This is a genomic window from Coprococcus eutactus (genome assembly GCF_025149915.1).
In the GTDB taxonomy this organism is placed as follows: Bacteria; Bacillota; Clostridia; order Lachnospirales; family Lachnospiraceae; genus Coprococcus; species Coprococcus eutactus.
In genome coordinates, this window is record NZ_CP102278.1 from 1,252,711 (window position 1) to 1,278,935 (window position 26,225).

The window sequence follows — 26,225 nt, forward strand, 5'->3', positions numbered from 1 at the left end:
AATATTAAGAGACTTGTTGGTGTATGTCTTTTGCTGTTTTATTATATTCTTTCAAAAAATGAAAGCTAATCTTTGAATAAATATCTTTTGAATTTAAGTGACGCTTGACACATTTTCCCCGTCTATTAGAGTGAAAGGCCTTAATACAAAGGAGGAGGAGAAGCCTATGGATGATAAGCAGATATTAGATTTATATTGGGAGCGCTCCGAAGCTGCTATATCCGAAACTTCAAAAAAATACGGAAAGTATTGCAGATACATAGCCTTTAATATTCTTCACAATGACGAAGACAGCGAGGAATGTGTAAATGATACTTATTTAAGAGCTTGGAACAGCATACCGCCTAACCGTCCATCTGTCCTAAAAACTTTTTTAGGGAAGATTACTCGCAACTTATCTTTGGACAGGTACGAACTGCTCAATGCAAAGAAACGTAATGGCGGGCAAATGCCATTGATTCTTGATGAAATACAAGAGTGCATACCATCGTTGGATAGTACAGAAAACATTGTTGAAGAAATTGCTCTAACGGATATTCTCAACCGCTTTCTTTCTTCCCTGTCATTAGAACAGCGAAAAATCTTTATGAGAAGATATTGGTACTTATCGCCCATTAAAGAAATTGCAACGGAATATGATATGAGCGAGAGCAAAATCAAGATGTCATTATTTCGTTCAAGGAACGAACTTAAAAAATTGTTAGAGAAAGAAGGTATCTCTGTATGAAAGAAAAGAAACTTTTAAGGGCATTGGGAAATGTCGATAATCAGTATATTAAGGAGGCTGAACCTATGAAAAAAACAAGTAAAATAACTAATCGGCAAAAATGGGTGTCTGTTGCTGCTTGCTTCGTACTCGTTGCTGTGATTGGAGTGGGAGTTTTTCAAAGCAATCTGTTTGGTACAAAAAACGATATTGCCACGCTGGATGGTGGAGAAACAATTACTTTTGTTAAAAATGACTTATCACAATCTTCAATTAACTTAAATGTAACAACAAGGCCCTTGAGCGATGCTGAGATTGAAATGCTTTTTGCAGACTTGCCTGTTACCGCAGATGCTTACTTTGATGCTGACAATCATAATATTCTGGGTCTTGAGGGAAAAATTGGTGATACAAGAATGGTAGTATCTAAACAGGGTGTAAATCTATTAGATACTATCATTGATGGAAATACAATCACTTCAAGTGTAGACGGCGTTGATATCAATGCAGGATATTTCGTAACAAAGTCAAATAGTCAAGGTATCAAAACCGTAATATATTATGCAACCTTTGATATGGGAGAGAACACTATTTATGTAGAGTATTCTGGCGTTGAAAATGAAAGTGAAACTGTAAAAAACAACTTGGTAGACACAATTTTGAAGTTGATTGAGAACGGTGCATTTGATTTGAGTCAAATCCAAGAATAATCAAGAATAATCGGGGACGTTCCTTCTGTCACCAAGAGTGTCCCCCTGTAACGAATAAGACAGAGGGACACTCTTGGTGACAGAAGGAACGTCCCTACAGCCGCGTCAGCTCAGCCGCGCCATATCTGCTGGTGTGTCAATGTCCATCAATTCAGTTTTGTTGGTGACGGGTAGCTGCCTTACCTGAGATTCGTGACTGTGGACAACGACATTCCCGCCTTTTCCTTGTGGGAGAGACATAAGCTCATCAAAATATTCTTTTGGAAATATCACAGGTGATCCTGGAGTTTTGTCATAACATGTTCTCCATATATATGATGGATCATTTTGGGCACATAATAATAGTGATGCTATAGATTCCGCCTTTATGAGTGGCTGATCGGAAGGAATAAAAGCACAGCGGTCAATATAGGAACCAATTGTATCCAGACCAAGACGGATCATATCATTCCGATATGGTGAGGAGTGAAGGATTACCGGTATACTATATTCTGTGCAAAGCTTTTCAATATCCTGGTGTATGGTGACAACAAGTCGTCTGGAAAACAAATCTTTTGTTATATCAAGCATCCACTTTATGAGCGGCTGTCCGTGATATTCAGCCATGAGTTTATTGCCGCCAAAGCGCTTTCCCTGCCCTGAAGCCATGATGATACATCCGGAATTGCCAAATGGTCTGTCAAGGTCAACAAGGAACACATCTTTATGGCTGCACAGCCAGTTCAGAAATGAGAGATCCTGTTTTCGAACAACCATAATGATCCGCTTTTTATTCATGAGTCTTTCGAAAGCTTTTTGATAATCGTATGATGTGTTTTCAAGATATCCAATTTCGTCTACAGTAATCCATGGTGCTGTTGTGTCTGCTAGGCTTTCTAAAAAAGCAATACATGTGCTGTTAAAGGAATCTTTAATGGGTTGCATGAGGTTCTCGCAACCTGTGGCATCAGAGCAGAATCTGCCGATACGTACAACTTCACCGCTTGAGTTGTTTTTCATGTATACGCCTTCTTTTGGGACGGCCCATGATGTAATTCCGGGCATTTGTCTGTCGAAAAGTGAAGAGAGAAGTGTTGATTTGCCTCTTTTCCTGCCACCTGTAATAACGATATGTTTCTTTTTGCTAGTCAGAAAAGATCTCCATATACAATTGGCTTCCAGCCTGAATACAGGCTTCTCTGTATTGTTCATATTTTTTCAGCCATTCCTTTCCCTCTGGTGTTATCGTGCTTCCGCCACCTGATCTGCCGCCTGTTGTGCGGCTTGTAAGTGAAAATCCCAGCGCTTCTTCAGCATTTTTTATCATGCGGAATGCTTTGCTGTAGGCAAGCCCCATGGACTTGGACGCGGAGCGGAGAGAACCGGTTTCTTCTATAGCCAAAAGCAGGCGATATGGACCTTCACCAAAGAATTTCTCATCATTATCATCAAAAAATGTTATTTTAATAGCAGCTCTCAATGCATATCATCCTCCTTCATCATGACAAGCTGGCGCTTTCCCTGACGGTTGCGAAGTTCTCTGATACTGATTGTACCATAAACTTTGGACAGAAGCATTTCCATTTCCTCAATGGGTGTTTTATCGGGATATACTTCACCGATCAGCTTGGATTCAGATAAAACCAGAAGGGTGTTGCAGTAATTTAATGCAAGTGATGAATCGTGAAGCGTTACCAAAGACACCGCGTGGTTTCGTTCAACATAGCTGCACAGAAGTTTCATGATCTGGTAACGCAGCCTGAAGTCCAGTGCACTTTCCGGTTCGTCTAGGAGTAAAAGCTTCCGGTTTGTCACAAATGTACGTGCCAGCAGGGCAAGCTGTTTTTGGCCCTCGCTCAATGTCTGAAAATTATCGTTTATCCGTGAATCAAGGCCGACCATTGCAAGAACTTCATGAGCCTTTTCTTTCATGGTATCAGTAGGTGGCTTAAGCAGCTTAAGCTCTGGGTTAAATCCCATCATGACAACATCTAAGAGAGATATGTCTATGGATATGCCGCTTTTTTGAGGGATATATCCACATAGCTGTGCTAGTTTTTTGTGAGGCATATGTTCCAGCTGGAGATTATCTAACTCGCAGCAGCCACTATGCGGAATCAAATTGGCGATTGCTTTGATAAGGGTTGTTTTGCCACAGCCATTCTCGCCAAGTATACCAACAATTGTACCTTCTTCTGCAGAAAAGCTGATATTATTTATCACATTTTGCACATCTGTGGTGTTGGTGCGGCTGCTGTGGTGGTAGCCGGCTGACAGATCGCATATGTTTAATATACTCATTTTACAGGTTTCCTCCTTATGCATAGATATATAAGAAACGGTGCTCCTACAATACTTGTGAATATACTGACCGGCAGTTCTGTGGAACATACACTGCGGGCAAGGATATCGCCGAAAGTGAGAAGACATCCACCTATAAGACCACTCAGAAGCATAGTTGATAAGCGGTTATTTTTGAGCAGCATTCTGGCTCCGTGCGGAGCAAGCAGAGAAATAAAGCTGATAAGTCCTGTCATGCTGATCACACTTGAAGTTGCCAGGGTTGCGATCAAAAGAACCAGCATTCGTATGTGGTTAACATTCACGCCAAGCATTTTGCCATCTGCGTCATCAAGGGAGAGCATTATGATCTGTCTGTACAACAGGAAGATTATCAGCAGGCAGATCGCACATAGTATTACGTTTGAGCCAATGGAATATATGCTTATGCCATTAAGACTTCCCATGATCCAGTATTCAATTGATGCTAATTGTTTTTCAGGGTCGGCAGTCAGCTTCAGACACACAAGAGCGGTCTGGGCAAGACTGTGTACTGCTATGCCTGCCAGTACTATGCTTTTTCCATCACGTTCATATGTCAGCGATGACAGAAGCAGAACCAGTATCACACAGCATATGGCTCCGGCAAAAGCAGATATGGTTACAGACATTGTTCCGGACAAAAACAGAATGCCAAATGCGGCACCTGCGCTTGCACCTGAGGATACACCTATGATGTCTGGAGAAGCCAATGGGTTCTTAAAGACAGTCTGATATACAAATCCTGCTATGCCGAGAACAAATCCCCCTATACAGCCGATGATTCCGCGGCTTGCGCGAAGCGTGAGAAATACACGCCACTGCATGTCATCACCTTGCAGCAATCCATTCAGTGTAAGAGGATATCTTCCGACAAAAAAAGAAAATATACTAAGAGCTGCCAGAATGACAGCTCCCAGTATAATAGTTATTGTTGCTTTGTTTTTATTTTTACGCTTGTTATTAGTTGTTGATTCCATAGAATGTTTCATAATAATTTGTCATTTCAGTTGTATATGTGTCAGTTGATACCTGATCAGGATGAAGGATCCCTGCAAGCCATACAGATGCCAGGATTCCTGCAGGTACCGGGCTGTCCAATGCTTCCATGTCTCCAGGAATAGCATATACGTGGCTGCTTTTTACAGCAGTGCATTCTGCAAGGTTTGGATCGTTCATTATGTCATCTACTGTATATTCGGCATCCGATGCGATTATTATATAAGAAGGATCCCATGCAAGAAGCTGCTCATAGCTTATCTCGGCCCAGTAGGTGTCTGTGATAGAATCAGCTGCATTTTTTCCACCGGCAAGCTCGATGATGCTTGACTGATACATAGAAGGACCGGCAGTAGACAAGAATGATGAGTTGCCGGCAAGGTATACACTTTCAGGTTCTACGCCAGACAGAGCTGAAGTAAGCATATCCTTCTGAGAATCTATATATGCGAGCAGCTTTGCAGCCTCTGAGTTGGTGTTAGTTGCCGTAGCTATGGTGTTGATCATTTCTGTCAGAAGATCCTGACTTTCAGGATTGACGAGCAGTACTGTGATACCGAGGTCTGTCAGGCTCTGGGCTGCATCCTTAAGCTTCATTGGCAGAATAACCAGATCAGGTGAAAGAGCAGCGCATGTCTCAAGGTTGAACTCTTTGGCAGTTCCAACATTCGGCAGCTCAGTCAGTTCTGGTGCAGCAAGCTTATAAATAGGGCGCTTGTCTGCTTTTGCTTCAATACCGACAACCTTATCCTTGAGACCAAGAGCGATCAGAAGGCTTGAAGAAATATAGTAGCCGCTCACGATAGAAGATGGCTCTTTTTCAATTGTAACTTCACGGCCAGCCTGGTCGGTAACTGTTATAGGGTAGACAGTCTGTTCAGCATCTGCTTCAGTGGAAGATTCTTCGGAAGATAATTCTTCAGATGATATTTCTTCTGATGCTTCTTCACTGGAAGCTGATTCTGATACTGAAGCAGCTGTGGTGCTTTCCGTAGTACTCTGTGTTGTCGTAGCACTGTCTGTACCACAGGCTGTAAGTACTGCCAGCATAGCACAGATAAGGATGATAGATAGATGTTTTTTTAGAGTTGTTTTCATGAATTCAATGTTCCTTTCGTTATTCTTGAAATAATACAACGGTATTGTAACAAAGCACCTTTTCAAAGACAAGATGTTTTAATATAATATATTTTGAAAAATTGTGTTTATATGTTAAAAGGAGTATTTATGGTAACAATACAGAATTATGTACGCGCACAAAGTATTGATGAGGCATATGAACTGAATCAGAAAAAGGGAAGCTGTATTATAGGAGGAATGCTTTGGACAAAAATGCAGGATCGCCTGATACAGACAGCCATAGATATGTGTGATCTGGGACTTGATACGATCGAGGAAAAAGATGACGAATTTATTATTGGTGCAATGACATCACTCCGTCAGATAGAGCTACATGACGGATTAAATAAATATACACATGGTGCAGTATGCGAAGCGGTGAAGGATATTGTGGGAGTTCAGTTTCGAAATCTCGCAACGATTGGCGGAAGCATATGGGGTCGTTTCGGCTTTTCAGACATTCTGACAGTTTTTTTAGCTATGGATGCATTTGTGGAGCTTTATCATGGTGGTATGATTCCACTCAGGGAATTTGTCAACATGAAGCAGGACAGGGACGTGATTGTACATCTGATCATCAGAAAAACTCCCGGAGTTTTTGCTTATGCATCAGTCCGCAATCAGAGAACAGATTTTCCTGTCATTGCCTGTTCAGCATCATGCGTGGATGGAGAATACCGTCTGGCTGTGGGAGCAAGGCCTGGAAGGGCGATGCTTGTTCTGGATGAAGAAGGCTTGCTCACAGAGGGACTTTCTGATGAGACAGAGAAAGCATTTGCCAGTTGGGTTTCTGACAAGGTTCCGGTTGGAAGCAATCATCGTGCTGGCGCAGAATACAGAAGCCGTCTGATACGTGTGCTTGGACAGAGATTATTGAAAAAGATTGAGGAGGAGCAGCAGTGGAAATAAAAATTAAATTAAATGGGAAATTCGTCTCGGGAAATATAGCTCCTGATATGCTCCTTATAGATTTTCTACGTGATCATGGCTGTTATAGCGTGAAACGCGGCTGTGAGACGTCCAATTGCGGCCTGTGTACAGTGCTTATGGATCAGACTCCTGTCCTTTCCTGTTCGGTGCTTGCTGCCAGGGCAGATGGACACGAGGTGCAGACCCTTGAGGGCCTTCAGGATGAGGCGGCAGAATTTGCCGGATTCATTGCTGATCAGGGTGCTGATCAATGTGGTTTCTGCAACCCGGGTTTTGTGATGAATACAATAGCTCTTCTCAGAGAAAATCCTGACCCGTCGGATGATGAGATCAGGGCATATCTTGCCGGGAATCTGTGCAGATGTTCCGGATATGAGGGACAACTGAGAGGAATCCGAAATTACTTAGACAGTAGAATTCCTGCAGATGACAGACAGTAAAGGGGTGAACTCATGGAACATAAAAAATATAATGTAGTTAATAAATCCGTTAGAAAAAAAGATTCTATGCAGTTACTTCTTGGCAAACCGGTATATGTGGATGATATCACTCCCGGTGATGCACTTGTTGTGAAACTGCTTCGCAGTCCACATGCGAATGCCATTGTGGAGGATATAAATGTCTCCATAGCAAAAAAAATACCCGGAATAGTAGATATTTACACATGGCAGGATGTGCCAAATAGCCGGTTTGCAATAGCAGGACAGACATATCCTGAGCCGTCACCGTATGACAGACTCATTATGGACCGCCATGTGAGGTGTGTGGGCGATGTGGTTGCCATCATAGCAGCTGAGGATGAAAAGTCAGCAATCAAGGCTATGAAACTCATAAAGGTAAAATATAAAATCTTAGAGCCTGTTCTGGATTTCCGCAAGGCAAAGGATAATGATATATTGGTTCATCCTGAGGACGACTGGTTCCCGCCGGTTCAGGTAGGAGGCGATCCGAAACGCAACCTGATAGCAAGCGATGTAGGCGGTGATGGCGATGTTGATGCTGTTATAGCTGACTGCGATGAGGTGCTGGAGAACAGATATCATATGAGAGCCTTTAACCAGGCTATGATGGAGACTTTTCGAACGTATACACACCTTGACCGTTATGGAAGGCTTCATGTAATTTCTTCTACACAGATCGTGTTTCATGTACGTCGTATTTTGTCAAGAGCGCTTGGCATTCCAAAGAGCAGGATCAGAGTGGAAAAACCACGTATAGGAGGCGGATTTGGAGCAAAGCAGACAGCGGTAAGTGAGGTGTATCCTGCATTTGTGACCATGAAGACCGGACGTGCGGCCAAGATCATATTTACGAGACAGGAAAGTCAGATCGCAGGTTCACCGCGTCATGAGATGGAGGTGAGAGTCCGTCTGGGAGCAGACCGCGATGGACATATAAGAGGACTTGATCTGTATACGCTGTCCAACACTGGAGCGTATGGGGAGCATGGACCTACAACAGTCGGACTTAGCGGGCATAAGTCCATCCCGTTGTATACAGGAGGTCTTGAGGCATATAGGTTTGGATATGATGTTGTATATACGAACACCATGGCGGCCGGCGCATACAGAGGCTATGGAGCTACGCAGGGAATCTTCGCACTTGAGTCTGCGGTGAATGAGCTTGCGGAGAAACTGGGGATAGATCCGACTGTGATCCGTGAGCAGAATATGCTGCGCGAGGGAATGAAGATGCCTGCGTATTATGGTGAAACGGCAAATGCGTGTGCTCTTGACAGATGTATGGCCAGATGCAAGGAGATATTTAACTGGGATGATAAATACCCTGTCAGGGACATGGGAAACGGAAAAGTTAGGGCTGCAGGAGTGGCAATGGCCATGCAGGGTTCTTGTATATCGAATGTGGATGTAGGATCTGCAACGGTCAAGCTTGCGGATGATGGTACATTTAACCTGATAATCGGTGCTGCAGATATGGGAACTGGATGTGATACTATCCTTGCACAGATGGTTGCGGAGTGTATGGACTGCTCGGTTGATGACGTGGCGGTATTTGGAGCAGACACAGATGCTTCACCATATGATTCCGGCTCATATGCTTCATCCACTACGTATGTAACAGGAAAGGCTGTGGAGCTTGCATGTGATAAATTGAAGAAGAAGCTGTGCGCAATTGCAGCAGGAATGCTTGGATGTGAACAGGATGAAATGTATTTCGAAAATGGCAGGGCATATCGGACAGGAACAGATCAAAGCGTTTCCTTGGCTGATATAAGTGTTAAGGATCAGGTCGCAAATGATATTGCCGCTGTAGCTACAGCCTCTCATTCATCTCCGGTTTCGCCTCCTCCATATATGGTCGGAATGGTTGAGATAGAACTTGACAGATATACAGGAGAAGTGAAGATATTGGATTATGCTGCAGTCGTGGATTGTGGCATAGCCATAAATCCGGCACTGGCACGTGTTCAGGCGGAGGGAGGCATAGTTCAGGGAATCGGACACACTCTGTTTGAGAACATCACCTACAATGCGAAGGGATGCCCGATAGAGTCGAGTTTCATGCAATACAAGATACCAACCCGTCTGGATATGGGACATTTGAGAGTGGAATTTGAAAACAGCTATGAGCCTACAGGTCCTTTTGGAGCCAAATCGATAGGGGAAATAGTTATCAACACTCCGGCACCTGCTATTGCACATGCCATATACAGGGCGACAGGTGTATGGCACAGAGAACTGCCGATTACACCGGAGAAGATTCTTATGTCCATGCCGGAAGAGTGATTGGAGATAACATAAGCAGAATAACAGAATCTGTAATATGAAAAAAATATACAGGAGAAAACAACAGATGAAAAATAAGTTTAAACTTTCAGAAACAGCATTCCAGCTTGATGGAAGGATGCCTCTTTCCCAGGCGATACCTCTTGGACTTCAGCATGTCCTTGCAATGTTTGTCGGAAATTTGACACCATTATTGATTATCACAGGAGCATGCGGACTGGTCGGTGGTGAATTTGCTGATCTTCAGCTTTCACTGCTTCAGAACGCAATGCTTATCGCGGGAGTTGTCACCCTGATACAGCTTTTCTCAATAGGACCTGTTGGAGGAAAGGTGCCGATCATTATGGGTACATCTTCAGGTTTTATAGGAGTATTCAACAGCGTGGCGGCAACCATGGGCGGTGGAGTGCTTGCGTATGGTGCGATTATGGGGGCATCCATTATCGGTGGCCTGTTTGAGACTGTGCTTGGCTTTTTCCTGAAGCCATTGCGCAGGTTTTTCCCGGCTGTTGTAACAGGTACAGTGGTTTTATCCATTGGACTCAGCCTTATATCGGTGGGAATAAATTCGTTTGGAGGTGGAAATAATGCCGCAGACTTTGGCTCCATGGAGAACCTTCTGCTTGCATTATTTGTCCTTGTGGTTATTCTTTTCTTTAAGCACTGGACAAAAGGATTTTTAAGTTCGTCATCTATTCTTTTTGGAATAATCGCAGGTTATATCGCAGCGATCATAATGGGACTTGTTCTTCCGAGAACAGGTATAACTGCTGATGGTGTGGAATATACAAAAGCCTGGGTGCTGAACTGGGACAAGGTGAAAGATGCTTCCTGGTTTGCGATTCCACAGCTCATGCCTGTAAAACCGGTGTTTGATGTGCGCGCAATCCTTCCTGTGCTCATAATGTTTATTGTAACAGCGGTGGAGACTGTAGGCGATATATCAGGTGTTATGGAAGGTGGTCTTGGAAGGGAAGCCACAGACAAGGAACTTTCAGGTGGTGTGATGTGTGACGGTCTGGGTTCATCTCTTGCAGCGGTGTTTGGAGTCCTTCCAAATACATCGTTTAGCCAGAATGTGGGACTTGTAGCCATGACTAAGGTCGTCAACAGATTTGCGCTTGCAACAGGAGCGATATTCCTGATATTATGTGGCCTTTGCCCTAAACTTGCAGCACTGGTATCGATCATGCCTCAGTCAGTGCTTGGCGGAGCTGCGGTTATGATGTTCTCTTCGATAGTTATCAGTGGTATTCAGCTCATAACAAAGGAACCATTAAGCGCACGCAACCTGTCCATAGTTTCGGTAGCACTGGGCGTGGGCTATGGAATGGGAGCCAATCCGGGTATTCTAGCAAATGCTCCTCAGCTGCTCCAGCTTGTTTTTGGAGGCTCAGGAATTGTTCCTGCGGCAATGGTTGCAATTCTGCTTAATATTATACTGCCTAAAGAAAAGTAGTAATCGGGGACGTTCCTTCTGTAACGAGGAGTGTCCCCGTGTCACGAATGGGACAGAGGGACGCTCTTTGTGACAGAAGGAACGTCCCTGGGAGGAGATTATATGCCACTAAGGATAGTTAGAAATGACATTGTGAAGATGACCACGGATGCCATTGTGAATACGGCAAATGATCATGTGGTCGTTGGAACAGGATGTGACGGAGCCGTATACAGGGCAGCAGGGTATGATGAACTTTTAAATTATCGCAGGGAATATATCGGGTTTGTGGAAGAAGGCGGAGCCTTTATAACTCCGGGGTTTGGCCTTAATGCCAGATATATCATTCATGCGGTGAGTCCGAGGTTTATAGACGGAGATCACGGAGAAGAGGGAAAGCTTCGTTCGTGCTACAGAAAGAGCTTACAGCTGGCAAAGGAGAATGGTGTCAGGTCTATAGCATTTCCGTTGATTTCGACCGGAGGGTTCGGATATCCGAAGGAAGAAGGACTTAGAATCGCGGTGGATGAGATAAATGCATTCCTTTTTGAGAATGAGGTGGACATATTCCTGGTTGTATTTGACGAGAAGTCTACGCGGCTTGGTGAGAAGATATATCCGGATCTGGAGGCATATATAGATCTACATTATGTCGAAGTGGCAAATGAGACAGAGTATCTATCTGACGGATTTGGTGTGGCACAGACTGGGCGGAGTAGAAATTCTGAAGATACACGCCGCATAAGCGATTATTTCGGTGCTCCGGAGACAGCTCCATTTGAATTCAGTGAGCGCCACGGTGATAAGCTTGATGAGAGGATCAAACATATATCAGACACCTATTCGGAGTATCTGATGTACCTTATTCATCAAAAGAATCTGACGAGTAAAGAGGTATATGATGGTTCGATAGTCAGCAAGAAGGTGTTTTCAAAGATCAAGAATAACCCGGACTATCATCCAAACAAACAGACGGCACTCCGACTTTGCATAGGGGCGAGACTTAACCTTGATGAGTCGAGGGATCTGCTGGCAAGAGCTGGCTATGCATTATCCCCATGTGACAAGACGGATATCATATTCTCTTACTTCATAGAAAATGAAATATATGACATTATTGAACTGGATATTCAACTGGAAGAACACGGACTGCCGTGTGCCATTTCGTAATATTACAGGATTTTTCAGGGTCGCTTTCGAAGCGACCTTTTTTCGTGGCCTCTTTTGTATAATGCGTATATAAGATAAAACACCGAGAGGTGATGACATATCATAAGGAGGACAAATATTATGCGTAAAGGTTTAACAGAGGTTGTTTTTATTTTGGACAGAAGTGGTTCTATGAGGGGACTTGAGGCAGATACCATAGGTGGATTCAACTCCATGATTGAGAAACAGAGAAAAGAGGAGGGAGAGGCATATATCTCCACAGTGCTTTTTGATGATCAGACAGAGGTGATCTATGATAGGGTTTCGGTTGATAAAGTGGAGCCGATGAATGACAGGCAGTACTATGTCAGGGGCTGCACAGCTCTTCTCGATGCCATTGGCGGAGCGATCGACCATATTGCAAATGCTTACAGATATGCGAGGGAAGAAGACAGACCGGAAAAGACATTGTTTATCATAACCACTGATGGAATGGAAAATTCCAGCCGAATGTACACTTACAAAATGGTAAAAAAGATGGTGGAGAAGGAGAAGAAAAAATATGGCTGGGAGTTCCTGTTCCTTGGAGCAAATATTGACGTGATAGAGACTGCGGGAAGATTTGGCATAGGGGCCAGACAGAGCATTCAATTATGAATGTGACAGTGTAGGAGTATCACTTAATTACCAGGCAATTTCGCAGACAGTGTCTGCAGTTCGCAGATCATCTAGCAAAGAGGAGCTGGATAATGCGGTGTATGCAAGCTGTGAGACCATCAGGGACGATTACAAGAGGCGTCATGGTAAAAGATAAAAGTAAAAATAAAAAAGCTGAAAATCAACAATTCATAGTATATCACTGTGAATTGTTGATTATAAAGAGTCCTGAGGGTATAATATAATTTGATAGTTATCAGTACGATGAACATTTTTGATCATGGTAAACAGGAGATATAAATTGATTGATAAGGGCAAGATAGTAAAAGGATTTGGAATTGCCGGAAAAGCGATATGCGAAGTTGTGTTGTCGGCATTTGGCATAAATGAGGATGACCGCCACGATGGTTTGCAGGGCGATACTGGTCAGGAAAACGGTTATCCGGAGGAGTTGTTTGAAAAGTACAAATATAAATAATATTTGACATGGAGGTGGTCCCCTAGATTCGTTCTATGAGCCATATATAAATGGTGAGAAGGAACTCCGTGAACTCAATGAGAAGTACAGAAGTAACTCCGGAATGGTACATTAGGTGTTGCCATAAGTCATATATAACAAAAGGTTGTGCTACAAAAGTAGTTGTTGATAACAAAAAAATATGCTAACATAAAAATAGTAGTTTTCGAATGTATGTTCGATATAGTATAATGAAATCGCTGATGCGAGAGTATGTCATCATGATTGTGTACGATGACGTATGGTATAACGTATACTGTAGATACATTTGAGACTGCTATTTTTTAGCTTGAAGAAAAATATATAGTAATAAAACATATTCGGTATGGAGGAGAAGTTATGTACCTTGTGATAGACGTAGGCGGAACATTTATAAAGCATTGTGTGATGGACAGAGATGCTGAGATAATGGAGAAGAATAAATTCCCTACACCTGGAAGATTTGGGAATGGACTGGAGAACATACAACAGGGGCTGGATGCATTCCTTGATGCACTTCAGTCGATATATGATGGATATAAGAAAAGATATGATATACAAGGAATAGCTATATCACTTCCTGGACAGGTGGATGTGGACAACGGGATATGTTATGCCGGCGGAGCCTTGCCTTACCTTGACAAAGCACATATAGGCGAGCTTGTAAGCGAGAGATGCGATGGACTTAAGGTGGCTCTTGAGAACGACGGCAAATGTGCAGCATTGTCGGAGATATGGCAGGGAAATGCAAAGGACTATAGCAGCGCAGTTGTATTGGTATTTGGCACAGGTGTCGGTGGGGGAATAGTCATAGACAGAAAGATACTCCACGGCAGAGGTATGGTTGCTGGTGAGATGTCATACCTGTTTGAAGATGTGAACAGGGACAATATAGACAAACTTGTACCGCTTGAGGCGACTCTCAAGAATACAAAGGAACATGTAAAACTTCCAGACAATGTCACCTGGACGATGCAGGCATCGGTAAGCTCACTCAGAAGAGAGGTGGCAGCAGTCAAGGGCATGAGGGAAGATGAAGTGTCAGGTGAGATGATATATGAGTGGGAGGCCGTCGGTGATAAGGCGGTCATAGATGTGCTTGAGGACTGGTATCTGAATATTGCCAAGCACTGTATGAACATGCATGTTCTGCTGGCACCGGACATCATACTCCTTGGCGGTGGAATCAGTGCGGAACCAAGATTCATACAGGGCGTGAAGAAGTATGTGGATAAACTGGCGAAATTTTCAGTGATTTATAATGAGATGCAGGTGGGACTGTGCAAATTTGGCAACGATTCCAATCTCATAGGAGCACTTTTCAACTATCTTCAGAAGTATGAGGGTGCCCACTAGTTAAGAAAACGGAGATCATATCAGGATGAAATACAATGACGAAAAAGAGACGGACATCAGGATTAGAGCAGAAAAGAGTATAGAAAAAAACATAGAAATGAATACAGAAAAGAACACCGATCATAGAAAAAAATCACATGAGATGGATATGTTAAACGGTTCACTGGCGCTTAAGATGCTTATATTTGCAATGCCGCTTGCGGCCAGTAGTATATTGCAGCAGCTTTTCAATTCAGCGGATGTGGCTGTGGCAGGAAGATTTGCGGGAAGTGATGCACTGGCGGCAGTTGGAAGTAATGCCGCAGTCGTTGCTCTCTTTGTGAATGTATTTGTGGGACTTTCGGTTGGTGTGAATGTTCTTGTGGCTCATTATATAGGTCAGAACAAGAAGGATTCAATAAGCAAATGTGTGCATACCAGCGTGAAGTTCGCCATTATATGCGGAATAGCTATGCTTGTGGCTGGAATGTTTGTGGCAAGACCTATACTTGAGGCTATTGATACTCCTGTCAAGGTGCTTGACCAGGCGGTATTATATCTGAGGATATACTTTGTGGGTATGCCGTTTATCATACTTTATAACTTTGGAGCTGCAGTGCTCAGAGCGATAGGAGATACGAGAAGACCTCTCTACTGTCTGATAGTATCCGGTGTGCTCAACGTTATCCTCAATCTGTTCTTTGTGTGCGTGTGCAAGCTTGGAGTCGCAGGTGTAGGTATGGCAACGGTCATATCCAATGTGGTCAGCACAGGAATAGTTATGTACATATTGATGCACGAGGAAGGACCACTCAGACTCGATATGAAGAATATACGAATAGATAAAGTGTGCCTGGGAAAGATACTCAGGATAGGTGCACCATCCGCGATACAGACAGCGGTGTTCTCTCTTTCGAATGTTCTTATACAGGGAGGAATCAACAGTTTTGGATCTGATGCGGTAGCTGGATCGTCCACGGGACTGAATTTTGAGTATTTCGCATATTTTGTCATATCTGCATATGCTCAGGCTGCGGTTACATTTGTCAGCCAGAACTATGGCGCAGGAGAGAAACAGAGGTGCAGAAAGGCACTTCGCATAGCTATGCTTGAGGGAATGCTCATGACTGCAGTGTTTAGCTGTGTCATGATGCTGGCCGGAGATTTCCTGGTGAGGTTCTACACCAAGGATCCTGAGGTTATAAAGTATGCTCTTATAAGAATGAAACATGTCATGCTGCTTGAGGCAATGACGGGCACATATGAGATGACGGCGGCCGCACTCAGAGGACTAGGCAAGTCGATGCTGCCGGCGGTCATAACTGTCATCGGATCAGTTGTGTTCAGGATCATATGGCTTTACACCGTATTTGCGAAGTATCATTCATTTGGAATGCTGCTGAATGTATATATAGTGTCGTGGATAATCACAGGTACGGCCATGATAATTGCATATATACTTGTGTCTAGAAAATTGCTGGGACATACGAAAAAACAAAATCAATTTTCTAAGGCGATTTCATAAAGCAGTTTTATAGATAAGGGGGCGGAGATTTATGACGGCAGATTTGACCAGTGATAAAAAAAGGACATATATAGCCATAGACCTCAAGTCCTTCTTTGCGTCAGTTGAGTGTGTAGAGCGTGGATTGGATCCCCTCACAACGAATCTGGTGGTGGCTGATGCGTCGAGGACAGAGAAGACTATCTGTCTTGCGGTGTCCCCCTCGCTTAAGGCGTACGGAATATCTGGAAGAGCCAGATTGTTTGAGGTAGTCCAGCGGCTTAAGGAGGTAAATGCCAGCAGGTGCACTATTGCTCCGAATGGGGTGTTTACTGGGGATAGCACGGATTCGGTTATGCTGACAACGCATCCGGAACTTGCGGTTTCATATATAGCAGCACCGCCAAGGATGGCGTACTACATGAAATACAGTACGATGATCTACAACATATATCTGAAGTATGTTGCGCCTGAGGACATGCATGTGTATTCCATAGATGAGGTGTTTATGGACGTCACGGATTATCTTGGAATATATCACAAGACACCATACGAACTTGCCATGACGATCATACAGGATGTACTCAGCCAGACTGGAATAACAGCCACAGCGGGAATAGGTACAAATATGTATCTGTGCAAGATAGCGATGGACGTTGAGGCGAAACACATAGCCCCGGACAAAGATGGTGTCAGGATAGCGATTCTCGATGAACAAAGCTACAGGAGAAAACTCTGGGATCACAGACCCATTACGGATTTTTGGAGAGTCGGAAGAGGATATGCGAAGAAGCTTGAGGAACATGGTATGTATACCATGGGAGATATTGCAAGGTGTTCCATAGGACGTGAGGATGAATATTACAATGAAGATCTTCTATACAGACTGTTTGGCATAAATGCGGAACTCCTCATAGATCATGCGTGGGGCTGGGAACCTTGTACGATTGCGGATATCAAGTCCTATAAACCAGAGCGCAACAGTATGGGTTCGGGGCAGGTTTTGTCGTGTCCGTATGAATATGATAAGGCCAGGCTTATCGTCAGGGAGATGACAGATCTGTTGGTGCTTGAGCTTGTGGACAAGAAGGTCAAGACAGATCAGATTGTCATTACAGTCGGTTACGACATAGACAATCTGAAAAAGAATGATCAAGGAAAGAGATATTCCGGAGTAGTACAGACTGACAGATATGGCAGACGGATTCCAAAGAATGCACATGGTACGGTGAACCTGGGTGAGTATACATCGTCAACCCGCAGGATAATGGACGCGGTAACCGGATTGTTTGAGGAGATAGTTGATCCGAAGCTTTACGTGAGGAGAGTGTATGTCACTGCAAATAATCTGATATCAGATGATGAAGCGGAGGACAGACAGGGATACAGACAGATGAGCCTGTTTGAAGATTTTGGAGATGAAGCTGAGAACAGACAGAGGGAACTTGCGGACGAGGCACGTGAGAAGGATATGCAGCAGGCGATGATAGAGATAAAGAAGAAGTTCGGTAAGAATGCCATACTCAAGGGTATGAATCTTGAGGAGGGCGGAACCACGATCTCCCGAAATGGACAGATAGGCGGACATCGTGCATGATGAAAAAGATATGGGGGCTGGGTGATAGAATTGAATCCTAAATATAAAGATATGTATGATATGCCGCATCACGTATCTGACAGACATCCACATATGTCCATACATGACAGAGCAGCTCAGTTTGCGCCCTTTGCTGCGCTTACAGGGCATGGGGCGGCTATCGCGGAGACTGCAAGGCTTACGGAGGATAGACTGGAACTTGATGAAAGCCAGAAAGCGGTTCTTGATCAGAAACTTACGAATATAATGCATAGTGCAGGCGAAATATTAGTGGATGTGGAGTATTTTGTCAGGGATGAGAGAAAGTCTGGTGGGCGGTATGAACATGTATCAGGAAGAATAATGAAAGTGGATATGTACCGCCAGATGATCCTTCTGGGAGATGAAAGCGGCAGATGCATAGCTGCAATACCTGTGGATGATGTATATGACATAAATGAGATTTTATTGTAAAGCGATATTTTATTGTAAAGCGATATTTTATGAGAGAGGTTTTTATTATGAAAAGAAATAAAAAATCATTTGAGGGCTATAGAGCAAATAAAAATGAGAGACCACTCACCATAGCACACCGCGGAGCCAGTGCGCTGGCAGAGCATGAAAATACCCTGGAGTCGTTTCAGATTGCCATAGATATTGGAGCAGATATGGTAGAATTTGATGTGAGAAAGACAAGTGATGATGTTCTCATTGTCTTTCATGATTCGGCTATAGATGGCAAGAAAGTCAGAGATCTCACATATAACAGGATAAATGATATAACCAGACGGTTGGGCTACAGAGTTCCGAAACTGGTGGAGGTCCTTGATCTCTGCCAGGGAAAGATACATTTGGATATTGAACTCAAAGAGAGTGGTTACGAGAGACCTGTAGTGAACCTGGTGAAAGAGCGATATGGGTATAATGAATTTTCCATCAAATCATTTAAGGATAAGGTTTCATATAAAGTGAAATCCATAGATCCAAGGATAACCACGGGGCTGTTAATTGGCAAGGATAAGGCTGGATTAAGTGTGCGGCTTAATGAATACTTTCCAGCGAGAAGACTAAAGAGGTGTAAGGCTGATTTTGTATCACCACATTACCTTCTGTGTACCAGAGAGTTTGTGCGGAGAATGAAGAGGGAAGGGTATCCTGTGTTTGTGTGGACCGTGAACAACGAGAAAATTATGGATAGGATGATAGCACTGCGCGTAGATGGGATAATATCTGACAGACCAGATCTCCTTATGAAACATATCCATTGATAGAAAACTGATTTTTTGCTATAGTTAAAGTTAAAAGAATAAACAGACTAGACAGAGAAGGATATTAGGTACAAAGGAGGGGATGAGATGAACAAGGTACTGTATTTTGATTATGCTGCGTTTATTGTATTTGCACTTATTCTGATATCAGTCGTCATGAAAAGACTGACCAGAGGAAAGATGAGCAGGCAATTTCTTATAGTGCTGATCGTGGCGTTGGTTGCAACCTCTTTTGATATAGGTGCTATTGCATACGATAATATTGGTGAAAGACATACATTTGCTCAGTATTTTTTCCATACGGGATATCTTGTATTTCATGTGCTCTCGGCTGCTTTATATACAATATACGTTATAAGTATGGTTGATGCCATACATATATTCAGGGGCAGAGTAAAGTCTGTTATTCTGGCACTTCCGACTTTGTTATGTGTGTTACTTCTGATAGTGAATCTGTTTTATCCAACGGTATTCTCTATTGGAACTGATGGTGAGTATGCAAGAGAGCGGTTCATGGTCTTTCTTTATATCACATCGTTCATATACATGATCATAGGGTTTATAGTTGTCATGAAATACAGAAGAAGGCTATCTAGAAAGTGCCTGATATCTGTTATCATGATCTTCCCATTGGTGGTTGTTGCAGCATTCAAGCAGGTGCTCGTACCTGAGGTTCCAGTAGAGATGTTTGCCAATTCTATAGGATTATTGTTTGTTGCACTGTTAATACAGAGCCCTGAACAGATGATAAGCAACGCAACAGGTCTGAACAACATAACCAGATATATGGAGGATGTCGACAATGTTCTTGACAATGGACTTAATATAGGCATCATCATGATATCGCTTGTGAATGACAAGGCGCTTAGGGGGATGATCGGTGTTGTGGAATATCACAAGCTGCTCAGATGTGTTTCAGACAAGCTGGTTGCCATGGGACAGTCAAAAAGATACAACACAGAATGGTATTATCTTGGCAATGGCATGTTTAGATGCATAATGGATTATAAGGTGGCTGATCAGGCGGAGAGGTTTGCAGCCAACATAAACTCTGAGCTGAAAAAGGGATACACATACAATGGAATGTTGATAAACCTTCTTGCAAATATCTGTATTACCAGGTGTCCGGAGGATATAGACAATGTGGATGCTGTTATGAGATTTGGTACAGAACTCTCTGACTGGGAATATACAGGACAGATCATGTATGCAAGGGATATATACAAAAAAGAAAATTATGATCTGATCAAGAACCTTGATGTGATAATAGACAGTGCTTTCGTAGACGGAAGATTTGAAGTTTATTATCAGCCTATCTATTCATTAAGCGCTAAGAGATATAACAGTGCTGAGGCATTGCTCAGGTTGTACGATGAAAAATATGGTTATGTAAGACCAGATATATTTATTCCGGCAGCTGAAAAGAGCGGTATGATACATAAGATAGGTAAGTTTGTGTTGGAAGAGGTGTGTAAGTTTATAGTCAGCGATAAGTTTAAAGAACTTGGACTTGATTATATAGAAGTGAATCTGTCGGTGATACAGTGCATGAGCAGTGAACTTGCAGACGATGTCAGGGAGATAATGAACAGATATAATGTGAGCTCAGAGCAGCTCAACCTTGAGATCACGGAGACAGCCGCTGCGTATGCCCAGACTACTATGATGAACAATATCGAAGAACTTAACGACGATGGAATAGCGTTTTCACTGGACGATTTTGGAACAGGGTACTCCAATATGAAGAGGATTGCGTCAATGCCATTTGCGATAGTTAAGCTGGATAAGACATTTACAGAGATGAACGAGAATGACAAGATGCTCAAAGTAGTGAAGAACACTATATCAATGGTGAGAGATATGAATTTGAGGATCCTTGTAGAGGGCGTTGAGACTCTCGAGTCGTTCAAGGAATTTAAGGCGTTGGGTGTTGATTACATTCAGGGGTATTATTTTTCAAAACCATTGCCTATGGAGAAGTTTGTCAGTGAGGTAAAGCGTGTCAATATGGATTGACATGCAAGTCAGATATATGAAGACTGAGTGGTGCACGATACATGAAGGAAGGGTAATATATGGTTGACATAAGAAGGACGGATGCTGAAAAAAACGGCAACATCAGCAACGTAGTTATAGATGAGATAGAGAAGGTGGTCAAGGGCAAGAGAGATGTCATAACAAAGGTATACGCTGCGATACTAGCTGGTGGGCATATATTGCTCGATGATATCCCTGGTGTCGGAAAGACCACACTTGCAATGGCATTTGCGAAAGCTTTGGATATGAAATATAACCGTGTACAGTTTACCCCGGATGTCCTTCCTAGTGATATCATGGGTTTCTCGATGTACAATGCCAAGACAGGTGATTTTGAATACAGGGAGGGCGCAGCATTCTGCAATCTATTTTTGGCAGATGAGATCAACAGAACATCACCAAAGAGTCAATCGGCACTTCTTGAGATCATGGAGGAGAAATGTGTCACTGTAGATGCAGTCACAAGACAGCTCCCTGAACCGTTCACTGTCATAGCGACGCAGAATCCCATTGGATCATCAGGCACTCAGATGCTGCCGGAATCCCAGCTGGATAGATTTATGATACGACTTTCCATGGGATATCCATCCCATGATGCTGCGGTACAGATACTGAAAGGACAGGAGTTTGTCCCTATAAACGGTGTGAATTTGGTAGTGTCCAGGGAGGAACTGGTGGAGCTTCAGAAGAAGACGAACAGTTTGAGTGTCCATGACTCTATATTTGACTATATAGTCACATTGATAGAGAAAACTAGAAACAATGAGTATTTTGCCTTGGGTGCAAGTCCTCGAGGCGCAAATTCGCTGCTCAGAATGAGCCGGGCGATGGCGTTATTGTCAGGAAGGAATTATGTTGTACCTGATGATATTGAGGCGGTGTTCACGGCTGTTCTGGGGCATAGGGTTAAACTGTCTTCCAGAGCTAGGGCGAATGGATTCACGGTTGATACGGCACTGGAGGAAGTAAGGAAGTCGGTGAAGCTTCCGAGAACATAAGGAGGACCGGGAGATGATGCATGTAACGAATGTTGTCAGATACATTCTTGTATTTATTGTGAATCTGCTGCTCCTTCTTTTTTTGCACTCATACTTCAATATGGTGGTATTGGTCGTACTCATTGTGCTGCCATTTTGTTCTGTATTTGCAGCATTTATGGCGGCAAGGTATATGACGGTGGAGATCAGTGGAGGTATTGGTGATACGGAGACCGATGAACCTTTTCCTGTGAATATCATACTCGGCAACAGATCAGTATTTCCAGTAATGAATGTTGATATCGATATACATATGGAGAATTGTCTGTTTGGTATATCCGGGGATCACAGACTGAGCGTGCCATCGTATGTAAGAGCAGCAAATGTGGTGAGTTATGAGATTTCTGAGTCTTTTGTCGGAGTGCTTACGGTGTCTGTAAAACGGATATATGTGACGGATTGGCTTGGGTTTATCAGGATAAAGAAAACCAGTGATGCGGTAAAGGAGATAGAGGTTTTTCCTGGTGGTGAGATAGAGGTGGAACCTGATATGACAACGCTTGCAGGAGGCATGAGTGAGGCGGAGGAGACAAGGCACAAGGGAAATGATTTCTCAGAGGTCGTTGATATTCGGGAATATCAGCCCGGAGATAAGCTCCAGAACATACACTGGAAGCTCTCGGCAGGACGTGATGAGCTGATGGTTAAGGAGAGGGAGAGCATGTCATCTGATTTGATTATCATCTGTGTGGAATTGTCCGATGATGAAAAACACGTTCTCAATGATATACTGAAGGCAGCATATGGACTTGGGAAATATCTGCTGTTGGCGGGGGTGCCGTTTTCAATGTATTACTGGAGCGTTAACCGGGATGACATGATAGAGACAGTCATTGAAAACAATGGAGATATGCATGAGTGGATGGAAGGGGTGTTCTACGAGATCCCGTATCCGGAATACCGACTTGGATTTGATATGATGCAGAAGTTGTTAGACTCTGACCGGAAAATATTTACCGTCACTGCGGCGGACGATATAGATGGTGAACAGGTATTTACATATGGAGACTGCGTGAAAGGATATATAAGTGAGTAGGAGAAAACCAGATGGCAGGCATTTAGAGAAAAAAAGAAAAAATAAAAAAGAAGAAAATATCTTTGAGTTTTGTCTTGGCACCACACTGCTCAACAAACCTGAGATAACGAGGCGGAAGCTTGGAAAGCATACGGGAAGTCTGAAGGAATTAAAGGGCATGGCTGACAGCCACGGAATATTGTCAAAATGTGTTCTTGAGGTGCTTGTGGTGTGGGGAGCCATGGTGGGTTTTCTCACGTCAATAGAGTGTGCGTACAATGTCCCCTTGATATTTGCAGCATATGCCATGATGGCTTTGTTTTTCAGCTGGATATTCAAGACGGGAAAGACGTGGATAAGGGATCTGTGGTATGTTGCGTTTCTGGTATTGTTCATCGGGTTTGTGGTGGTGTTCAGAAAATACATAAACAGTGGTTTTTATGCCATGATAAATGAATTTCTGGACCATGTGACGGACTATTATGGTGCATCCGAGGTGAAGGTGTTCCAGGAGGCTGTCGAAAACAGGAAGGTCACAGTTCCGATAGCGGCGATAGCGATCGGAACAATACAGATAGTAATACTGAACATATTCCTTAACAACAGTATGAGTGTCCTGTGGGCAGTGGCATTTACATTGCCTGTGTATATAGCTCCGCTGTTTTTCAGACTTGAACCGGATATCCTTCCAATGATCATGGGAATAACCGGAATGACTGGCGTTATCTGTCTGAAGGGTAACAGGCATTTCAGGATAATAGATGCGGACGACACTTTTAAAAGCGAGCCCAAGAAGAGGTGGCTGGTATACAGACACAGCGACAGGGCATCCCTACAGATGATAGCCGAGATCGGCGTGCTGTGTGTGATAGTATTTGTGGTGATGACCGTTGTCAAGCCGGTTGACAGGTATTTTTACAGATACAGGGATAGCTCCATCAAGAAAAAGATAGAGGCTCCACTTGGAAACCTTATAATGTATGGTTTTGAGTCACTGAGAAATACGGCTAATACGGGAGGCCTTGCGAGCGGCAGACTGGGAGGAGTTTCCGATGTAACATTCGATGGAGAAACGGATCTTGTGGTAAGATTCACACCATATAGTGCAGACCGTATATACCTGAAAGCATTTGTCGGTGATGAATACGAATGGGATCACTGGAATAGGGACAGGGATGGAACATATCCATCTGCGGATATGACAGGCGGTGTTCCGGTTGGAAGGATGGATATAAGCAACGAAGACGGAATGAACGATCTGCTATATTATCCGTATTACACAGGTTATGATACGGCACTTGGGAAAGTTCTCATCAATTTCAATTCAGCTGATGCAGAACAGACAGACAGCTATGATGCAGAGAGTAGGACTCTCACGGTGCAGTACAGTCCGGACGTTCAGTCTGAGCCGGAAACGTCAAATGTAGATGAAAAGTATCTTCAGATACCAGAGATCAATCAGCCTGTGGTAGCGGAATTCTGCGAGAATGCAGGAATAAAAGATGCAGATAGTGTGGATGAGCGTATACAGAAGGTGTATAGTTACTTTTGGGACAATTACCCATATACACTCCATCCTGGGGCTACGCCGGCAAGGGAGGACTATGTGAACTATTTCCTCCAAACAACCAGGAAAGGCCTTTGTGCCAACTATGCCACGGCGGGAACTCTGATACTTAGATATATGGGTATTCCATCTAGGTATGTTGAGGGATATGTCATAGATTACTCGGATGTTGTTGAGGCCGAGATTCTTGATTCCACCGATTTCAGCTACGATGATTATTATAATGGAGACTCAGAGCTTGGGCGTACGGCTGTGGTTCAAGTGAACGTAACCGATGGTGCAGCCCATGCCTGGATAGAGGCATTTATAGATGGCAGGTGGCAGGTGGTTGAACTTACACCTCCGTCAAGTGAGGACGAGGATGAAAATACTCAGGATTTCTGGAGCAGACTCGGCAACTGGCTGGCAGGCGGGGATGACGGAGACCAGACTGGGGCTGGAGGTACGAACGCGGTGTCGTTTTCACTTGATAGATACATGTGGATATTATATGTGATCGCATGCGTGGTCATAGCTTTCATCGCAGGCTGGACAGGTATTATCGTATTCAGGAAAATAGTTCGGGTGCGGAGTTATCACAGTGGTGATATTGGAGAAAATATAGTTGCATATTACAGATATATGTGCGATTATGCAAGAATGGCGGAGTCGGATTTCCTGCGAGCGGGAAATCATAGAGAACAGCTTGGCATATTTATGAAAGAATCTGAAGGGTTTGACATAGATGGCCTTGCGGAAAAAATAGAAGCTGTATCATATGATCGCTCAGCGGCAGCTGCAGGAGATAGTGATACACCATCTGTACATATGCAGACTGGGCAGACCGATGTTACTGATGGTATGTTGAAACAGCTTCAGGATATTATGAAGGCATACCGGAGAACGGTTCCGGTCATGAGAAGAATTTACTTGTTTGTAAAGATATAGGAGGTATGAGATGCTTGGAATTATAGGAGCAATGGATGAGGAAGTTGCAAGACTTAAGGAGATGATATCTGGTCTTCATATTGTACAGAGGGCTGGAATGGAATTTTACAAAGGACAGATCAGTGAGAAGGATGTGGTTGTTGTTAAGTGTGGCGTGGGCAAGGTAAATGCAGCCATGTGTACACAGTCGATGATAGACCTGTTTTCCGTGGATGCCATCATCAATACTGGAATTGCCGGTTCGCTGGACGCAGATATAGATATCGGAGATATAGTCATTGCCACAGATACAGTTGAGCACGATATGGATGTGGCAGCACTTGGATATGCGCCGGGCATCATACCGGACACGGAGACCAGCGTGTTTAAGACTGATACTGAGCTCCTTGAGACTGCACAGGCATCGGTTGAGGCTGCAAAGCTGGATGTGAAGGTATTCACGGGACGCGTTGTCAGCGGAGACCAGTTCATATCAAGCAGGGAGAAGAAGAAATGGCTTGTATCGGAGTTCGGCGGTAGATGTGCCGAGATGGAGGGCGCGTCAATAGGTCACGTTGCAGTGTTAAACAGAGTCCCATATCTCGTAGTCAGAGCCATATCGGACAAAGCGGATGACAGCGCCGAGATGGATTATCCGACATTTGCTGCCAGGGCGATAGACAACAGTGTCAGACTTATGACAGAGATTATAAATAGATTTGATTCATAGG

24 protein-coding genes are annotated in these 26,225 nt (G+C 43.6%); 19 read left to right on the forward strand and 5 right to left on the reverse strand.

Features of this window, described 5'->3' with window-relative positions; all coding sequences use genetic code 11:
• Positions 1–166 precede the first annotated feature (166 nt).
• Positions 167–727 carry an RNA polymerase sigma factor gene (locus tag NQ536_RS05365; protein WP_044998344.1) on the forward strand — a complete coding sequence of 187 codons (561 nt, stop codon included), beginning with the start codon at positions 167–169 and terminating at the stop codon, positions 725–727.
• Positions 724–1,416, forward strand: coding sequence for a hypothetical protein (locus NQ536_RS05370; RefSeq protein ID WP_004853247.1), 693 nt, complete (start codon positions 724–726; stop codon positions 1,414–1,416). The genes NQ536_RS05365 and NQ536_RS05370 overlap by 4 nt, the downstream gene beginning before the upstream one ends.
• A 105-nt stretch (positions 1,417–1,521) precedes the next feature.
• Here NQ536_RS05370 and NQ536_RS05375 read toward each other — a convergent pair whose 3' ends face one another.
• From NQ536_RS05375 to NQ536_RS05395, 5 genes are read right to left on the reverse strand one after another with little or no spacing between them, the layout of a single operon-like run.
• Positions 1,522–2,607: a nucleotidyltransferase family protein gene (locus NQ536_RS05375; RefSeq protein WP_227909654.1), complete on the reverse strand. Its 1,086-nt coding sequence runs from the start codon at positions 2,605–2,607 to the stop codon at positions 1,522–1,524.
• Positions 2,540–2,875 (reverse strand): winged helix-turn-helix domain-containing protein, encoded by a 336-nt coding sequence (locus NQ536_RS05380; RefSeq protein ID WP_004853244.1) that lies wholly within the window; start codon positions 2,873–2,875, stop codon positions 2,540–2,542. Before NQ536_RS05380 ends, NQ536_RS05375 begins: the two co-directional genes overlap by 68 nt.
• Complete coding sequence (locus NQ536_RS05385) at positions 2,872–3,696, reverse strand: ABC transporter ATP-binding protein (RefSeq protein ID WP_044998343.1); 825 nt, start codon at positions 3,694–3,696, stop codon at positions 2,872–2,874. Before NQ536_RS05385 ends, NQ536_RS05380 begins: the two co-directional genes overlap by 4 nt.
• Positions 3,693–4,694 carry a FecCD family ABC transporter permease gene (locus NQ536_RS05390; RefSeq protein WP_004853241.1) on the reverse strand — a complete coding sequence of 334 codons (1,002 nt, stop codon included), beginning with the start codon at positions 4,692–4,694 and terminating at the stop codon, positions 3,693–3,695. The genes NQ536_RS05385 and NQ536_RS05390 overlap by 4 nt, the downstream gene beginning before the upstream one ends.
• On the reverse strand, positions 4,678–5,811 hold the full coding sequence (locus tag NQ536_RS05395; RefSeq protein ID WP_004853239.1) for an ABC transporter substrate-binding protein: 1,134 nt from the start codon (positions 5,809–5,811) through the stop codon (positions 4,678–4,680). Before NQ536_RS05395 ends, NQ536_RS05390 begins: the two co-directional genes overlap by 17 nt.
• A gap of 129 nt (positions 5,812–5,940) precedes the next feature.
• Between NQ536_RS05395 and NQ536_RS05400 the strand changes: the two genes are divergently transcribed.
• From NQ536_RS05400 to NQ536_RS05480, 17 genes are all read left to right on the forward strand, one after another.
• Positions 5,941–6,741, forward strand: coding sequence for an FAD binding domain-containing protein (locus NQ536_RS05400; protein WP_044998342.1), 801 nt, complete (start codon positions 5,941–5,943; stop codon positions 6,739–6,741).
• Entirely contained in the window at positions 6,732–7,202 is a 471-nt protein-coding gene (locus tag NQ536_RS05405; RefSeq protein WP_004853235.1) for a (2Fe-2S)-binding protein, read from the forward strand. Before NQ536_RS05400 ends, NQ536_RS05405 begins: the two co-directional genes overlap by 10 nt.
• A gap of 12 nt (positions 7,203–7,214) precedes the next feature.
• Positions 7,215–9,509, forward strand: coding sequence for a xanthine dehydrogenase family protein molybdopterin-binding subunit (locus NQ536_RS05410; protein WP_004853233.1), 2,295 nt, complete (start codon positions 7,215–7,217; stop codon positions 9,507–9,509).
• A 67-nt stretch (positions 9,510–9,576) separates the two neighbouring features.
• The gene (locus NQ536_RS05415; protein WP_022216044.1) at positions 9,577–10,968 is read left to right on the forward strand and encodes a uracil-xanthine permease family protein; all 1,392 of its coding nucleotides are present in this window, start codon (positions 9,577–9,579) and stop codon (positions 10,966–10,968) included.
• A gap of 102 nt (positions 10,969–11,070) precedes the next feature.
• Positions 11,071–12,117 (forward strand): macro domain-containing protein, encoded by a 1,047-nt coding sequence (locus NQ536_RS05420; RefSeq protein ID WP_004853229.1) that lies wholly within the window; start codon positions 11,071–11,073, stop codon positions 12,115–12,117.
• A gap of 120 nt (positions 12,118–12,237) precedes the next feature.
• Positions 12,238–12,753 (forward strand): vWA domain-containing protein, encoded by a 516-nt coding sequence (locus NQ536_RS05425; RefSeq protein WP_004853227.1) that lies wholly within the window; start codon positions 12,238–12,240, stop codon positions 12,751–12,753.
• A 280-nt stretch (positions 12,754–13,033) separates the two neighbouring features.
• On the forward strand, positions 13,034–13,231 hold the full coding sequence (locus NQ536_RS05430) for a hypothetical protein (RefSeq protein WP_004853223.1): 198 nt from the start codon (positions 13,034–13,036) through the stop codon (positions 13,229–13,231).
• Positions 13,232–13,609: 378 nt separating this feature from the next.
• Positions 13,610–14,605 carry an ROK family protein gene (locus tag NQ536_RS05435; RefSeq protein WP_004853220.1) on the forward strand — a complete coding sequence of 332 codons (996 nt, stop codon included), beginning with the start codon at positions 13,610–13,612 and terminating at the stop codon, positions 14,603–14,605.
• 25 nt (positions 14,606–14,630) lie between these two features.
• Positions 14,631–16,109, forward strand: coding sequence for an MATE family efflux transporter (locus tag NQ536_RS05440; RefSeq protein ID WP_004853218.1), 1,479 nt, complete (start codon positions 14,631–14,633; stop codon positions 16,107–16,109).
• A gap of 31 nt (positions 16,110–16,140) precedes the next feature.
• A complete protein-coding gene (locus NQ536_RS05445; RefSeq protein ID WP_004853215.1) occupies positions 16,141–17,685 on the forward strand; it encodes a Y-family DNA polymerase in 1,545 nt (514 codons plus the stop codon).
• 21 nt (positions 17,686–17,706) lie between these two features.
• Complete coding sequence (locus NQ536_RS05450; RefSeq protein ID WP_004853214.1) at positions 17,707–18,138, forward strand: hypothetical protein; 432 nt, start codon at positions 17,707–17,709, stop codon at positions 18,136–18,138.
• Between the two features lie 47 nt (positions 18,139–18,185).
• Positions 18,186–18,932, forward strand: coding sequence for a glycerophosphodiester phosphodiesterase (locus tag NQ536_RS05455; RefSeq protein ID WP_044998340.1), 747 nt, complete (start codon positions 18,186–18,188; stop codon positions 18,930–18,932).
• Positions 18,933–19,019: 87 nt separating this feature from the next.
• Entirely contained in the window at positions 19,020–20,948 is a 1,929-nt protein-coding gene (locus NQ536_RS05460; RefSeq protein ID WP_004853210.1) for an EAL domain-containing protein, read from the forward strand.
• A 59-nt stretch (positions 20,949–21,007) separates the two neighbouring features.
• Positions 21,008–21,967 (forward strand): AAA family ATPase, encoded by a 960-nt coding sequence (locus NQ536_RS05465; protein ID WP_004853209.1) that lies wholly within the window; start codon positions 21,008–21,010, stop codon positions 21,965–21,967.
• Between the two features lie 13 nt (positions 21,968–21,980).
• Positions 21,981–23,042, forward strand: coding sequence for a DUF58 domain-containing protein (locus NQ536_RS05470; protein WP_004853207.1), 1,062 nt, complete (start codon positions 21,981–21,983; stop codon positions 23,040–23,042).
• The gene (locus NQ536_RS05475) at positions 23,035–25,515 is read left to right on the forward strand and encodes a transglutaminase-like domain-containing protein (protein WP_004853205.1); all 2,481 of its coding nucleotides are present in this window, start codon (positions 23,035–23,037) and stop codon (positions 25,513–25,515) included. The genes NQ536_RS05470 and NQ536_RS05475 overlap by 8 nt, the downstream gene beginning before the upstream one ends.
• 10 nt (positions 25,516–25,525) lie before the next feature.
• Complete coding sequence (locus tag NQ536_RS05480; RefSeq protein WP_004853203.1) at positions 25,526–26,224, forward strand: 5'-methylthioadenosine/adenosylhomocysteine nucleosidase; 699 nt, start codon at positions 25,526–25,528, stop codon at positions 26,222–26,224.
• The last annotated feature ends 1 nt before the right edge of the window (position 26,225 follow it).

Coding starts and splice junctions, on each gene's coding strand:
- NQ536_RS05400 (WP_044998342.1), top strand. CDS start 5,941: ATGGTAACAATACAGAATTATGTACGCGCACAAAGTATTGATGAGGCA.
- NQ536_RS05415 (WP_022216044.1), top strand. CDS start 9,577: ATGAAAAATAAGTTTAAACTTTCAGAAACAGCATTCCAGCTTGATGGA.
- NQ536_RS05455 (WP_044998340.1), top strand. CDS start 18,186: ATGAAAAGAAATAAAAAATCATTTGAGGGCTATAGAGCAAATAAAAAT.
- NQ536_RS05440 (WP_004853218.1), top strand. CDS start 14,631: ATGAAATACAATGACGAAAAAGAGACGGACATCAGGATTAGAGCAGAA.
- NQ536_RS05365 (WP_044998344.1), top strand. CDS start 167: ATGGATGATAAGCAGATATTAGATTTATATTGGGAGCGCTCCGAAGCT.
- NQ536_RS05460 (WP_004853210.1), top strand. CDS start 19,020: ATGAACAAGGTACTGTATTTTGATTATGCTGCGTTTATTGTATTTGCA.
- NQ536_RS05470 (WP_004853207.1), top strand. CDS start 21,981: ATGATGCATGTAACGAATGTTGTCAGATACATTCTTGTATTTATTGTG.
- NQ536_RS05390 (WP_004853241.1), bottom strand. CDS start 4,694: ATGGAATCAACAACTAATAACAAGCGTAAAAATAAAAACAAAGCAACA.
- NQ536_RS05465 (WP_004853209.1), top strand. CDS start 21,008: ATGGTTGACATAAGAAGGACGGATGCTGAAAAAAACGGCAACATCAGC.
- NQ536_RS05410 (WP_004853233.1), top strand. CDS start 7,215: ATGGAACATAAAAAATATAATGTAGTTAATAAATCCGTTAGAAAAAAA.
- NQ536_RS05370 (WP_004853247.1), top strand. CDS start 724: ATGAAAGAAAAGAAACTTTTAAGGGCATTGGGAAATGTCGATAATCAG.
- NQ536_RS05445 (WP_004853215.1), top strand. CDS start 16,141: ATGACGGCAGATTTGACCAGTGATAAAAAAAGGACATATATAGCCATA.
- NQ536_RS05435 (WP_004853220.1), top strand. CDS start 13,610: ATGTACCTTGTGATAGACGTAGGCGGAACATTTATAAAGCATTGTGTG.
- NQ536_RS05385 (WP_044998343.1), bottom strand. CDS start 3,696: ATGAGTATATTAAACATATGCGATCTGTCAGCCGGCTACCACCACAGC.
- NQ536_RS05375 (WP_227909654.1), bottom strand. CDS start 2,607: ATGAACAATACAGAGAAGCCTGTATTCAGGCTGGAAGCCAATTGTATA.
- NQ536_RS05430 (WP_004853223.1), top strand. CDS start 13,034: ATGGTAAACAGGAGATATAAATTGATTGATAAGGGCAAGATAGTAAAA.
- NQ536_RS05420 (WP_004853229.1), top strand. CDS start 11,071: ATGCCACTAAGGATAGTTAGAAATGACATTGTGAAGATGACCACGGAT.
- NQ536_RS05395 (WP_004853239.1), bottom strand. CDS start 5,811: ATGAAAACAACTCTAAAAAAACATCTATCTATCATCCTTATCTGTGCT.
- NQ536_RS05425 (WP_004853227.1), top strand. CDS start 12,238: ATGCGTAAAGGTTTAACAGAGGTTGTTTTTATTTTGGACAGAAGTGGT.
- NQ536_RS05480 (WP_004853203.1), top strand. CDS start 25,526: ATGCTTGGAATTATAGGAGCAATGGATGAGGAAGTTGCAAGACTTAAG.